Genomic DNA, 13806 nt, shown 5'->3' with positions numbered 1-13806 from the left:
GGAACCGGAATTAGGGAAATGCGAAACCTGAAGTACCACGAGGCGAAACTCGAAGCTCTGCGCGAGCTGATGGAGGAGGACGAGCGCGTCCACCTCATCGGCGGAACGTTTTTCAGCCTGAGTCCGCACCGGCTCAAGTTCGCGGCCATCGAGAAGGCCTGGCCCGATCGCGTGGCGGCGCCGCCCATCTCCGAGCTCGGCTTCTGCGGGCTGGCCACCGGTGCGGCCATGGCCGGGCTGCGGCCGGTGGTGGACGTGACCACGGGCAGCTTCCTTTTCGAAGCCTGGCCCCAGGTGGTGAACGAGGCGGCCAACGTCCTGTACATGTCCGGCGGCCAGGTGCGCGCGCCCGTCGTGTTCCACATGCTGCACGGCCTCAGAGGCGGCGGCGCGGCGCAGCACTCCGCCAGCCCCCAGGCGATGCTGTGGAACTGTCCCGGCCTGGAGATCGTGCTGCCGTCGTCCCCGCGCGACGTGAAGGGCCTCCTCAAGGCCGCGGTGGCCAGCGACAACCCCACGGTCTTCGTCGACCACTCGAACCTCTTCGAGACGGAAGGACCGGTACCGGAGGGCGAACGCATGCCCCTCGGGCAGGCGGACGTGAAGCGACCCGGCGCCGACGTGACCCTGATCGCCACTTCCTTCACGGTCCAGCGCGCCCTCGCCGTGGCCGAAGCTCTTGCAACCGAGGGCATCGACGTGGAGGTGGTGGACCCGCGCACCCTGGTGCCTTTCGACCTCGACACCGTCATGGTCTCGGTGGAGAAGACCGGCCGCGTGGTGATCGCGGACGAGACCCATCAGAGTTGCGGTGTGGCCGCGGAGATCGCCGCGCGCATCGCCGAGAGCGGCTTCGACAAGCTCAAGGGACCGATTCGCCGGGTGGCGACGCTGGACGTGCCGGTCCCCTACAGTCAACCGCTCGAGGAATACATCGGCCCATCGGAAGACCGTATCGCCCGCGCCATCCGGGAAGCCGCGAGGTAACGACATGGCAGACGGCCACATCCCCTGCGGCATCGAGATCCCCCAGGTGTTCATCGGCGGCCCCGTGGACACCGACCACATCAAGAAGTTCGTGGCCCGGGCGGAGCAACTGGACTACGACAGCCTGTGGACCCAGGAGCGCATCCTCAGCAACTTCTCCATGCTGGAGCCGGTCACCCTGATGACCTATGTGGCCGCGGCCACCTCCCGCCTCAGGATCGGCGCCTCGGTGCTGCTCACCGTGCTGCGCAACCCGTTGCAGCTCGCCAAGAGCCTGGCGAGCCTGGACCAGTTGAGCGGCGGGCGCATCGTGCCCGGCATCGGCCTCGGAGGGGTGCGCGGGCGCATGTGGCCGGAGCCCGAGACGGTCTTCGGCTACCCTTCCGAGCACCGCGTCACCCGCTTCGTGGAAGGCATCAAGGTCATGCAGGCGCTGTGGAGCCAGGAGCGGGTCACCTTCGAAGGGCGGTTCTGGAACTTCACCGACGTGGCCATGGAGCCCAAGCCGCTGCAGCAGCCCTTTCCGCTCTGGTTCGGCGGCCACGCCGAGCCCGCGCTGCGCCGGGCCGTGACCTACGGCGCCGGCTGGATGGGCGCGGGGTCCTCGGGCACCGACCGCTTCGTCAAGGAGCACGGACGCATCGTGCGCCTGCTGGACGAGGCCAAGCGGGACCCGGCCACCTTCGCCATCTCCAAGCGCGTCTACCTCGCCGTGGACGACGACCGCGACCGGGCGGAACGGCGCCTGCGCGAGTTCTTTGGCGTACGCTACCGCAACGCCGACATGGCTTCCCAGGTGTGTGTGTGGGGCGGGCGCCAGGAGGTCATCGACAAGCTCAACGAGGTGGTGGGATACGGCGCCCGGCACCTGCTGCTGAACCCCGCCTTCGACGAGATGGAGCACCTGGACCTGCTCGCCGAAGACGTGGTGCCCCACCTCGGCTAGCCGCCTTAAGGGTCCGGCAACGCATTCGCGCGCGGCAGCGCCCTTCCCAGCACCGTCCACAGTCCGAACACCAGCGGCGCCGCCGCCAGGCCCATGAACACCGGGAAGAAGCCGAAGGCGTCCAGGCCGGCGGTGACGACCATGGGGCCCAGGAACAGTCCCACGTCCCCCACCGCGCGGTGGAGCGCCATGGCCTGCCCGCGCATGGAAGACGGGAACAGCGACAGTATCCCCACCTGGCCCGCGAGGTTCACCATGCCGGCGCCGGCACCCACGGCGGTGTGCACGACCAGGAGCGACCAGAAGTCCGTCGTCCACGGCACCAGCGCGTAGCCCGCCGCCGAGATGAAGTAGCCGGCGGCCAGGCACGCGCCGACGCCCGAGCGGTCGGTCCACAGTCCGCCGAAGAAACGCCCGTTCACGTTGCCGAGCTGGCTGATGCCGCGCATGATGCCGTAGGAGCTGAGCGACAGGCCCAGGGACTCGGTGGCGTAGAACGCCAGCGCCAGCGCCCGCGCCGGCTGGTAGAAGAGGGAGAAGAAACTCGAGGCGCACAGCAGCCCCGCGCCGGGGGTGCGCAGGATCTCCCGGATCACGCGCCCGTGCAGCGACCCCTCCCGGCCTTCGGGCTTCTTCTCGCGCGGCGTGAGCCGCACCAGCAGCAGCGGCAGCCACAGAACGGCACCCGCCCCCAAGGCGAACAGCACGCGGTATCCCAGATGCTCGGAGACGAAGCCGCCGAGCGCTATGCCCACGATGGGGCCCGAGGCGAGGAAGAGGCTCAGAATTCCAAGGGCGCGTCCTCGCCGGCCCGCCGGCGCGCCCTCGAACACGATCTGCCGCAGCGCAATCTGCACCCACGCCACGCCGGCGCCGATGAAAAAGAACGCCGCGGTGACGGGATAGGCGCTGGGGAACAAAGCACAAGCCAGCAGCGCCAGACCGGTGAAGGTGACCCCCAGCGCAAGGACCATCTGCGGGCGAACCCCTCGCCCGGCCACGACGATGGCCGCGGCGTCGAAGGCGAAGCGGCCGATGGCCCGCACTCCCAGGGGGAGCCCGCTGAGGAAGTACGAAGAGCCCAGGCTCTTCATGTAGAGCGGCACGTAGGTGACGGCCGCGCTCATGGAACTGGAGACGCAGGCACCGGCCAGATAGTTGAGCCGCCGCGCCCAACGCTCACTGCTCCGGGAGCCGCTGGGTTCCACTACAAAAACAGTTCCCGGACGGACGCGGGGATGGCGACGGCGCGCATGGACCGAGGCTCGGTCTCGGCGAGGGCCGCCCAGGCGCGGGTCTCGTAGCCCTCCACCGCCAACTCGCCCTCGCACTCGATGCGGTGCTGGACCACGAACACCTTCTCGCGCCAGGAGTCCACCCAGCTCTCCAACCGCACCCGCTCTCCATGCCGGCAGGGACGCAGGTACTTGGCGCCGGTTTCCAGGAGGGGCAGGCCGATGACGCTGTGGCGCTCTTCCATGGCGCGGTACGTCAGTCCCACCGAGGCGAACAGCCGTTCCGTGGCGCGATCGAACCACTTGTAGAAGTTGGGATAGAACACGATTCGCGCGGAGTCACAGTCGGCGAACTCCACCCGGCGTTCGGATACAAAGCGTTTCAAGGGCCAGCCTCCGTCCCGGCGCAACCACGCGGCATCATGAGTGTTCCGGCTACGCGCCGAAAAACCTGCCTTCAGTTCCGCGGCGCGATGGTGTAGATTGCCCGTCCAAGAAACCGGACGCCGTTCATGCGCAGACTCATCATCGCGTTGATGGTCCTTATTATAGTTGCCGCCGCATTGCTAGGTTGGGCGCTTTACAATATCGACACGATCATCGCCTGGAACAAGGACCGGATCATCGCCGCGGCCGCACGGCGCACCGGCCGCACCGTCGACTTTGATCGTGTGCACGTCAAGCTGAGAGGCGGCATTCGTGTTCGCATCCTCGGCCTCGCCGTTTCCGAAGACACCGCCTCGGGCTCCGGACGCTTTTTCGAGGCTCCGGAGGTGCAAGTCGCGCTCAAGCTCCATCTTCTGCGCCGGGAGGTCACCGTCACGCGCGTCGAGGTTGCCGGCGCCGTTCTTCACTACCGGTCGCGGGGAAAGCTTCCGGGACTCGATTTCACCGATCTCGCGGCCACCGTCGAGGCGGCGGAACCGTGGCTCGTATTGAAATCCCTGCGCCTCAAGACTCTCGACGGTACGGTGGAAGCCAATGGACGCGCGCAACTGCGGGACGCCCCTTTCCCGTTCGAGGCGGCGTTGCGTGTGCGCGGCATCGACATCGGCGCCTACCTTGAAGGCGCCGCAGGCATCCCTCCGGTGGAGGGGACTCTGGACGGTGATCTGAGCGTCACCGGAGAAGGGCGCACCTGGGACGCCGTCAAGCCCACGCTCGCCGGAACCGGCAAGGCCGCGGTCGTTGGCGGTCGGGTGCTGGAGTTCAATCTGGCCGAACGGGCACTCGAAGGCATTACCGGGATCCAGGGCCTGAGCGGGCTCTTCAGTCGCGGCCTGAAAGACCGCTATCCGCACATCTTCGCGCGCGGCACCACCGCCCTGGAGCAACTCGACGGGGAATTCGAAGCCAAGGACGGCAAAGCGACAATCGGGCGCATCACCCTCAGGACCAAGGACTACGGCGTGGTGGGTCGGGGCTCGGTGGACCTCGACGGCGTCACCGAGGGCAACGGGGTACTGACCCTCTCGCGGGAACTGTCCGCCGACGTGGTGCCCCCTTCCCGGCTCGGCATCCTCACCAACGGCAAAGGCGAGGTCGAGTTGCCCTTCGCCGTCGACGGCACGTTGCCGGATGTCCGGGTGAGGCCGGGGAGCCAACTCGTGGCCCGCCTGCTTCAGGGAGGCGGGGGCGCGCGCCTGGGAAGGCTGCTGGACGACGACCCGATCGAGCAGCTCATCAACCGCGGACTCAGGATATTCCGCGGCAACGATTGAGCGCGCGAGCAGAGGCGCAAGGTCCGGAATCGACCCGATGTGGGACAAGGCAGTCAGGCAGCCCCCGACCACCACCGAGCAGCTCCAGGGGTTCGTCGAGCGGGTCACCTTCCATAGCGAGGACAGCGGCTTCTGCGTCCTGCAGGTAAAGGCCCGCGGCCAAAGGGACCTGGTGACCGTGGTGGGCAACGCGGGGGCGGTGAACGCGGGCGAGGAGATCGACTGCCAGGGGGGCTGGGTGAACGACGCCACCTACGGCCTCCAGTTCCGCGCGGCGACCCTGCGAGTCATTCCCCCCACCACCCTCGAAGGAGTCGAGAAATACCTGAGCTCCGGGCTGATCAAGGGCATCGGCCCGCATTTCGCTCACCAGCTCGTCAAGGAGTTCGGCGCCGAGGTGTTCGACGTCATCGAGCAGGACCCGGACCGGCTGCGCACGCTGGAGGGCATCGGCGCCAAACGGCAGGAGCGCGTGGTCGAGGCGTGGCGCGAGCAGAAGGCCATCCGGGAGATCATGGTCTTCCTGCACTCCCACGGCATCGGCAACGCGCGCGCTGCGCGCATCTACCGGGTGTACGGCGACGACGCCATCGAGCACATCCGCGAGAACCCTTACCGCCTGGCCCTGGACATCCACGGCATCGGCTTCCTCACCGCGGACGTCATCGCGCGCAAGCTGGGCATCCCGCAGGATTCGGTGATCCGCATCCGCGCGGCCCTGCGCCACGTGCTCTGGGAGCTATCGGCCGAAGGCCATTGCGCGGGCGCCCGGCCGGAGCTGATGGAGCGCACGGTGGAGCTTCTCGAAGTGGCGCCCGCGCTGGTGGAGCAGGCCATCGGGCTTGAGGTGGCGGCGGAGAACCTCGTGGCGGAGCCGGTGAATGGCGAGCCGGCGCTCTTTCTTGCTCCGCTCTACCGCGCCGAGGCCGGAGTGGCCGGACACCTGCAGCGGCTTGTGCGCGGCACCCCGCCCTGGGGCAGGATCGACTGCGCACGGGCGATTCCATGGGTGGAACAGGCCACCGGCCTGAGCCTGTCGGAGTCGCAGCGCCGAGCCGTGGAAACCGTGCTCGACGGCAAGGTCACGGTGCTGACCGGCGGCCCGGGGGTGGGCAAGACGACCATCGTCAACAGCATCCTCAAGCTGGTGGAGGCGCGGCGCGCTCAGGTGCTGCTGTGCGCGCCCACCGGGCGCGCGGCCAAGCGCCTGTCGGAGTCCGCCGGGGCCGAAGCGCGGACCATCCACCGGCTGCTGGAGTTCGATCCCAGGCAAATGGGCTTTCGCAAGGATGAAGCCGACCCCCTGGACGTGGACCTGCTGGTGGTGGACGAAGCATCCATGGTCGACGTGCTGCTGATGAACCAGCTTCTCAAGGCCGTGCCCGCCCACGCCGCGGTGCTGTTCGTAGGCGATGTGGACCAGCTCCCCTCGGTGGGGCCGGGCGCGGTGCTGCAGGACGTCATCGAGTCGGGACAAGTGCCGACGGTGCGGCTCACGGAGATCTTCCGGCAGGCAGCATCCTCCAGCATCGTGGTCAACGCCCACCGCATCAACGACGGCCTGCCCATCGAGAGCCCGGACGGGAGCGGCGAGCTGCAGGACTTTTACTTCATTCCGGCCGAGTCCCCGGAAGAGATTCACGACAAGCTGTTCCAGGTGGTCACCGAGCGCATTCCCAAGCGTTTCGGCCTGAGCCCCATCCGGGACATCCAGGTGCTGACCCCCATGAACCGCGGCAGTCTGGGCACGCGCTCGCTCAACGTGGAGCTGCAGAAACGCCTGAACGCCGGCGCCGAACCCCAGGTAAGCCGCTTCGGCTGGAGCTACGCGCCGCGGGACAAGGTCATCCAGACCGTCAACAACTACGACAAGGAGGTCTTCAACGGCGACATCGGGCAGGTGGCGCGGGTGGACCTGGACGAGGGCCAGCTTCATGTTGTCTTCGACGAACGCACCGTATCCTACGACTTCACCGAGCTGGACGAGATCGCCCTGGCCTACGCCACCTCGGTGCACAAGAGCCAGGGCTCCGAGTACCCGGCGGTGGTGATTCCGCTGGCCATGCAGCACTACCTGCTGCTGCAGCGCAACCTGATCTACACGGCGGTGACACGCGGCAAGCGCCTGGTGGTCATCATCGGCCAGCCCCGCGCCCTGGGCATGGCGGTGAGGAACGCCCGCTCCACCCGCCGCCTCACGAACCTCGCGGCCCGGCTCGCCGGCAGCGCCGCTCCCCCTCCGCCCCCTTCCCTTTTCGGGGACGAAGCCGGGTGAGGCGGCGGGTACACGTCGGCCGGAACACTGTATTTGACAGTCCGCGGGTCTTTTGAGTACAGCACAACGGGACGGCATCACGAGGTGAACCAACCATGAAAACACTCATTCAGGGCGGCTGGGTCGTCGGTTACGACGGCCGCGGCCATGAACTGCTGCCCGACGGCGTGGTGGTCTACGAGGACAACCGCATCGTCCACGTGGGCTACGCCTTTGACGGACCGGTGGACCGCACCATCAACGCGCGCGGCCGGCTGATCGGCCCGGGACTCATCAACTGCCACATCCACGCCGGCACCAACGCCCGTCACGTCATGCTGAACGACGCCAGCAAGAGTGACTACCTGGGGATGAACTTCCTCTCCTACGGGGCCATGCGACGCGGCGCCAAGGGCATGGGGCCGCCGCCGCGGGCCGGGGTCGAAGGGAAGTTCGGCGTGTGGGCCGCCATGCGCGGCGGCGCCACCACCATCCTGGACGTGGGCACCCGTGGCACCATGATCGAGGGCTTCACGGATATGATCGGCGAACTGGGTGCGCGCGCCTACCTCGGCGCCGGCTATCGCAGCGCCGCCTATGTGCTCGACGACCAGGGACGCATTCAGTGGGACTGGAACGAGGCCAACGGCGAGCAGGGACTGGCGCAGGCCGTGGAGTACGCCAAGAAGCACGACGGCGCCCACAACGGCCGCATCCGCGCCATGCTGTACCCAGGCCAACTGGACACCTGCACGACCGAGCTGCTCCAGGCCACGAAGCGCGCCGCTGGAGAGCTCGGCATCGGCATTCAGCTCCACACGGCCATGAACATCGTGGAGTTCCAGTCGACCTTGCGCCAGCGCGGGGTGACGCCGATCCAGTACCTGCACGACCTGGGTTTCCTGGGCGAGGAAGTGATCCTGGGGCACTGCGTCTTTCACGGCCGGCACTCGTGGTGCCACTACCCATACGTCGACGATCTGGCGATGCTGGCGGACAGCGGCGCCTCGGTAGCCCACGCCCCGTACAAGTACGCCAAGATGGGCATCGCGCTGGAGTCCTTCGACGCCTACCGGCAGCGCGGCATCAACGTGGTGCTGGGGACGGACACGTTTCCGCAGGACATGGTGCACGAGATGCGCCTGGCCGGCCTCGCCTGCCGTCTTGTGGAAGGAAGCTTCCGCGCCGGCAAACCCTACGACGTGTACAACGCCGCCACCCTGGGAGCCGCCAAGGCCCTGCGGCGCGACGACCTGGGACGGCTGGCGCCGGGCGCCAAGGCCGACATGATCCTCGTGGACCTGCGCCGCACCCACTTCGGCGCCGTGCGCGACCCCATCAAGTCCCTGGTGGAAGGCGGCAGCGGCAGCGACATCGAGACCATCATCGTGGACGGAGAGACGCTGCTGGAAGGCGGCCGTCCCACGCGTTTCGATGAAGCCGAGCTGCTGGCGCAGATCCAGGAAGGCGCCCGGCCCCTGTGGGACTCGGTCCCCGAATGGCGCGCCCTGGGGGAAACCATCGATGACGTGGCTCCCATGAGCTACCCGGTGCGGCCGCGTTGAAGCGTCCGCGGAGGCCGCCGTGCCGACCATCCAGAGACAAGGCGTTACCCTCTACTACGAGACCCACGGCACCGGGCGTCCGTTCCTGTTCCTGAGCGAGACGGCGTGCCACTGCGACGTTTGGAAGCTCCATCAAGTGCCAGAGTTCTCCCGGGACCACCAGGTGATCCTGTACGACTACCGCGGCACCGGGCGTTCGACCTGGCCCTCCGAGCCTTACGGTATCAAGGACTTCGCAGACGACGCGGCGGCGATCCTGGAGCACCTGGGTGCGCGCGACGCGGTGGTATGCGGCCATTCCATGGGCGGCTCGGTGGCCCAGGTCATGGCCCTTGATCATTCCGACCGGGTCTCCGCCATGATCTGCGCCTCGGGACGCGCCGTCAACCCGACGCCGGGCATCCCCCTGCGCATCGCCAAGGAGATGGTGGAATGGGGCTACAAGAAGTACCTGCGCGACCACGGCATCCTCGTGGGCTTCACCGACGCGTTCGTCAAGAAGCATCCCCATCGCGTGGAAGGCTACCTGGCGGTGCGGATGGCACACCTCAACCCGGTGGAACAGTATTTCCGGCACGTCATCGCACGCCAGGCGCACGACGTGAAGGATCGCCTCGGAGAGATCCGCATGCCCGCGCTGATCCTGGTGGGCTCGGACGAGCACAACGTCACCAGCGACACCTCGCTGCGGCAAGCCGCGGACGTGCTGGCCGGCGGAATCCCGGGAGCGGAATTCGTCGAGCTCAAGGCTGAGAGGCACAGCTACTTTTTCGTGAACCCCGACGCGGCCCACGCCGCGGTCCGGAGGTTTCTGGCCTGTTGAACGCGGCCCGAAGGAGGACAAGGATGAACGCGATCTTTCAAACGGAACCGAACATGGCCTTCATCGTCCTGCGCCTGGGGCTGGCGGTGACCTTTTTCGCCCACGCTTCAATGCACCTCTTCGGCTGGTTCGGAGGCAGGGGCATCAAGGGGCAGACGGGCAACTGGCGCGACAAGTACAACATCCCCGTCTGGATCGGCGTCATCGGCATCCTCACGGAAGCGCTCAGCGTGCCCGGAATGATCCTGGGCTTCTTCACCCGCCCGCTGGCGCTGGGGTTGATGATCTTTCTCGCGGTGGCCACCTGGAAGAGCCACGTGGAGTTCGGCTTCTTCCTCTCCGGCGGCGGCCGCAAGGGCATGGGCATCGAATACTGCCTCGCCCTGTTCCTGATGGCATTTGCACTGCTGATAGGCGGCGCGGGGGCGCTGTCCATCGACGGGATGATCAGCCGGTAGTATCGACGTCCGTTACGATGTCCGTTTTCGCGGTCTGGGCGTGGTTGATCGCGTAGTTCGGCGTGCGCCGCCGACACGGGAGTCGGTCGCGGATGTGGCGCGCTTCCTTGTCCGGGGTTTGCCTGCGGTGCGCCGCCGCCGCACCAGAGCCCTGCCCGTCCTGTAGACGATCCATCCGGCCACGGCGGCGATCCACACCGGGGCGCTGGCCTGGAGGATCACTTCCCGGTCGCGGTAAAGCAGGAAACAGAGCACGGTCCAGCCGAGGCTGAGCCACAGGAGCACGATGGCGGAGCGCATGGGCTTGGAGAGGGAGGGACCGGCCTTCGCTTTCAGGCCGGTTCGGCGTCCGCCTTCCGGAGCGCGCGCCACACGCGTTCCGGCGTCAGCGGCAACTCGTGGATACGCACGCCCGTGGCCTGGGCCAGGGCGTTGCAGATGGCCGGCGCCACCGGGATGATGCCGCCCTCGCCCATGCCCTTGGCGCCGTAGGGACCGGGGCCGTCGCCGTTCTCCAGCAGGCACGACTCGAAGGTCGCGGGAATGTCCCGAAAGCCCGGCACCCGGTAGTCCACGAGGTTGGGATTGAGCGGCTGTCCGTCCGCGTAGATCAACGACTCGAACAGGGTGTGGCCCATGGCCATGACCGCGGCGCCCTCGTCCTGGCCCTCGGCCTGACGCGGGTTGATGGCGCGGCCCACGTCCGCGACGCTGCTGTAGCGCTCCACCGTCAGCTCGCCGGTGTCCCGGTCCACCGCCACCACGGCGCCGCCGATGCCCACCTCCCAGAAGATCGGCAGGATCGGCGAGATGCCGCCGCCGGCGCGCACGTAGCCGCGGCCGATGAGCTCGCCGCCGGGCATGCCGAAGTAGCCTGACACCACCTCCGAGAAATCCCGCCGGGCCTCGCCGCACCAGGCCGCGCCACCCTTGAGCATCACCCGCTCCGGATCGACCCCGAACTGCTCCGCGGCAATGGCCTTGACCTGGCGGTGGACGTCGGCGGCGGCGAACTTGACCGCGGTGCCCATCACCGTGGTGGAGCGGCTGGCGCCGGTGGAGCGGTCGAACGGCGTCGTGTGGGTATCGGTGCCGCGCAGCATCACCCGCTCGAACGGGACGCACAACTCCTCGGCCACGATCTGGCTCAGCACCGTGCGCGCGCCCTGCCCCACCTCGGTGCTGCCGGCCATGACCACGACGTCGCCGTCGCTCAGCAGACGCACGATGGCCGTGGACACCGGGTTGGCCTCGCTGTCGGTAATCCCCACGGCGTAACCAGTGCCGCTGCCGGCCGCGGGCGCTCCCGCCTGCCGGACCATTTCCGCCACCCGGGTAAGCCCCTCGCGCAGGTCGCCGTCGACACCGCGGGAGTTCGGGCGGATTGCCTCGTCACGGCCCAGCAGGTGGCGCAGGCGGTACTGCAAAGGATCCAGTCCCAGCGCTTCGGCGATGCGGTCCATCTGCGCCTCCACCGGCCAGACCGACTGGGGGCCGCCGATGGAGCGCATGGAACCGGCCGGCACGGAGTTGGTGTAGATGCCGTAGCTGTCGGAGCGGAAGTTGGCGCAGCGGTAGGCGCCGTGCACACGAAGGACCGCCCGCGCCACCACCCGGGGCCCGTTGTCGGCATAGGCGCCCGTGTCCAGGTACATCTTCACTTCGCGCGCCATGATGGTGCCGTCGCGCTTCACGCCGGTCTTGATGTGACAGCGTGCCGAATGGCGCCGGGCGGTGAGCATGGACTCGGTGACGGAGTGCTGCAGGCGCACCGGCTGCCCCCGGGTCTTCCGCGCCAGCGCCACCACCAAGGGTTCGATCTTGAGATACGATTTTCCGCCGAAGGCGCCGCCGACGTAGGGCACCACCACCTGCACGTCGGTCATGGAAAGGCCGAAGAGCTTCGCCAGTTCCGAGCGGATGAGGAAGGGATGCGCCGAGGCGGACCACAGCATGACCTGCCTGCCCTGTACCAGCGCGGTGGTGGCGTGGGGCTCCATGGAGTAGTGGCACACCATGGGGAAATGGAACACGTCCTCGAAGATTTCGTCGGACCGCGCGAAGCCCCGCTCCGCGTCGCCCAGCTCGATGTGCTCGTGGTGGCAGATGTTGGGGTGCTCGCGCGCGTCCGAGAGGTTCACGTCGTGGAAGTCGCCCGAACCCGCCGCGCGCTCGTGCAGCACCGGCGCGCCGTCCGCCAGTGCCTCGTCCAGCGAGGTGACGCAGGGCAGCTCTTCGTACTCGACCTCGATGCGCGAGACCGCCTCCTCGGCCGCCAGCGCGCTGTGCGCGGCCACCGCGGCCACGGGTTCGCCCACGTGGCGCACCCGCTCCATGGCCACGATCGGACGGTCGCGCAGGCAGTGGCCGTAGTAGGGGTCCATGTCGCGCAGGTCTTCCCGGGACAACACCGCCACCACGCCGGGCACGCGCAGCGCCGCGCTCACGTCGATGGAACGAAGCCGGGCGTGGGCATGGGTGCTGCGCAGCACCCGCGCCTCGAGGGCGCCGGGGATGTCCAGGTCGCCCGCGTATCGGGCCGCGCCCGTGACCTTGTCGACGCCCTCGATGCGGTTCCGTGGCGTGCCGACGACCTCCATGGCCGTGGATGCGCGTCCGGCCCTAGCCATAGACAACCACCGAGCGGATGCTCTTGCCCTCGTGCATGAGGTCGAAGGCGCTGTTGATGTCCTCCAGCGGCATGGTGTGGGTGATCATGTCGTCGAGGTTGATCTCGCCGGCGGTGTAGCGGTCAACGTAGCCCGGAAGCTGCGAGCGCCCCTTGACGCCGCCGAAGGCGGTGCCGCGCCACACCCGCCCGGTGACGAGCTGGAACGGCCGCGTGCTGATCTCCTTGCCGGCGCCCGCCACGCCGATGATGGTGGACTCGCCCCAGCCCTTGTGGCAGCACTCCAGGGCCGCGCGCATGGTCTCGACGTTGCCGATGCACTCGAAGGAGTAGTCCGCGCCGCCGTCGGTCATGTCCACCAGCACCTCCTGGACGGGACGGTCGGAGTCCTTGGGGTTCAACACGTCGGTGGCGCCCAGGCGTTGCGCCATGTCGAACTTGGCCGGGTTGGTGTCGATGCCGATGATGCGCCCGGCCTTGGCCATCACCGATCCCTGGATCACGCTGAGGCCGATGCCGCCGAGGCCGAACACCGCCACCGTGGCGCCGGCCTCCACCTTGGCGGTGTTGAGCACCGCGCCGATGCCCGTGGTGACGCCGCACGCCAGCAGGCAGACCTTGTCCAGCGGCGCGTTGGCGTCGATCTTCGCCACGGAGATCTCCGGCAGCACCGTATACTCGCTGAACGTGGACGTTCCCATGTAGTGGAAGATGGGCTTGCCGCCCAGGATGAACCGGCCGGTGCCGTCGGGCATGACGCCCTGGCCCTGGGTCACGCGGATGGCCTGGCACAGGTTGGTCTTGCCCGAGCGGCAGTAATCGCACGCGCGGCATTCGGGCACGTAAAGGGGAATCACGTGGTCGCCGGGCTTCACCGTGGTGACGCCCGCGCCCACCTCCTCCACCACCGCGCCGCCCTCGTGCCCGAGAATGGCGGGGAACAGGCCTTCGGGATCGGCGCCCGACAGGGTGAACTCGTCGGTGTGGCAGACGCCGGTGGCGACGATACGCAGGAGCACCTCCCCTTCCCGGGGTCCTTCGACGTCGACTTCGACCACTTCCAGCGGCTTGCCGGCTTCAAACGCAACGGCCGCGCGTGACTTCATGTTCGGCTCCTTTCTGCTTGCCCGCCAGGGCAATCCCGGGCGCCCGGTCCAATGGTCAGCGGGCTTCCTTCCGCCCGCACGG

11 protein-coding genes are annotated in these 13806 nt (G+C 68.1%); 7 read left to right on the top strand and 4 right to left on the bottom strand.

Annotated elements, in window-relative coordinates:
- Window positions 1-18 precede the first annotated feature (18 nt).
- Window positions 19-987 carry an alpha-ketoacid dehydrogenase subunit beta gene (locus OXU42_06795; protein MDE0029087.1) on the top strand — a complete coding sequence of 323 codons (969 nt, stop codon included), beginning with the start codon at window positions 19-21 and terminating at the stop codon, window positions 985-987.
- A 4-nt stretch (window positions 988-991) separates the two neighbouring features.
- Window positions 992-1933 carry an LLM class flavin-dependent oxidoreductase gene (locus OXU42_06790; protein ID MDE0029086.1) on the top strand — a complete coding sequence of 314 codons (942 nt, stop codon included), beginning with the start codon at window positions 992-994 and terminating at the stop codon, window positions 1931-1933.
- Between the two features lie 5 nt (window positions 1934-1938).
- Here the strand turns inward: OXU42_06790 and OXU42_06785 are convergent, their stop codons facing one another.
- Together OXU42_06785 and OXU42_06780 are read right to left on the bottom strand one after the other, a co-directional pair.
- Window positions 1939-3141, bottom strand: a complete 1203-nt coding sequence (locus tag OXU42_06785; protein MDE0029085.1) for an MFS transporter — start codon at window positions 3139-3141, stop codon at window positions 1939-1941.
- Complete coding sequence (locus OXU42_06780) at window positions 3141-3554, bottom strand: thioesterase family protein (GenBank protein MDE0029084.1); 414 nt, start codon at window positions 3552-3554, stop codon at window positions 3141-3143. Before OXU42_06780 ends, OXU42_06785 begins: the two co-directional genes overlap by 1 nt.
- Window positions 3555-3680: 126 nt before the next feature.
- Here OXU42_06780 and OXU42_06775 point away from each other — a divergent pair, with 126 nt between their 5' ends.
- The 5 genes from OXU42_06775 to OXU42_06755 all read left to right on the top strand — a co-directional run bounded on the left by OXU42_06775 (window position 3681) and on the right by OXU42_06755 (window position 9989).
- Complete coding sequence (locus tag OXU42_06775) at window positions 3681-4889, top strand: AsmA family protein (protein ID MDE0029083.1); 1209 nt, start codon at window positions 3681-3683, stop codon at window positions 4887-4889.
- A gap of 37 nt (window positions 4890-4926) precedes the next feature.
- A complete protein-coding gene (locus OXU42_06770) occupies window positions 4927-7164 on the top strand; it encodes an ATP-dependent RecD-like DNA helicase (GenBank protein MDE0029082.1) in 2238 nt (745 codons plus the stop codon).
- A 95-nt stretch (window positions 7165-7259) separates the two neighbouring features.
- Entirely contained in the window at window positions 7260-8708 is a 1449-nt protein-coding gene (locus OXU42_06765; GenBank protein MDE0029081.1) for a chlorohydrolase family protein, read from the top strand.
- 19 nt (window positions 8709-8727) lie between these two features.
- Window positions 8728-9531: an alpha/beta fold hydrolase gene (locus OXU42_06760; GenBank protein MDE0029080.1), complete on the top strand. Its 804-nt coding sequence runs from the start codon at window positions 8728-8730 to the stop codon at window positions 9529-9531.
- 23 nt (window positions 9532-9554) lie between these two features.
- A complete protein-coding gene (locus tag OXU42_06755; protein MDE0029079.1) occupies window positions 9555-9989 on the top strand; it encodes a DoxX family protein in 435 nt (144 codons plus the stop codon).
- A 332-nt stretch (window positions 9990-10321) separates the two neighbouring features.
- On the opposite strand, the gene OXU42_06750 is transcribed toward OXU42_06755, so the two are convergent.
- Window positions 10322-12619 carry a xanthine dehydrogenase family protein molybdopterin-binding subunit gene (locus tag OXU42_06750; protein ID MDE0029078.1) on the bottom strand — a complete coding sequence of 766 codons (2298 nt, stop codon included), beginning with the start codon at window positions 12617-12619 and terminating at the stop codon, window positions 10322-10324.
- Window positions 12612-13724, bottom strand: a complete 1113-nt coding sequence (locus OXU42_06745) for an S-(hydroxymethyl)glutathione dehydrogenase/class III alcohol dehydrogenase (GenBank protein MDE0029077.1) — start codon at window positions 13722-13724, stop codon at window positions 12612-12614. Before OXU42_06745 ends, OXU42_06750 begins: the two co-directional genes overlap by 8 nt.
- Window positions 13725-13806: the final 82 nt, after the last annotated feature.

It is taken from the genome of Deltaproteobacteria bacterium (assembly GCA_028818775.1).
Classification (GTDB): domain Bacteria; phylum Desulfobacterota; class Binatia; order UBA9968; family JAJDTQ01; genus JAJDTQ01.
This window is presented reverse-complemented; position numbering and strand designations above follow the sequence as displayed.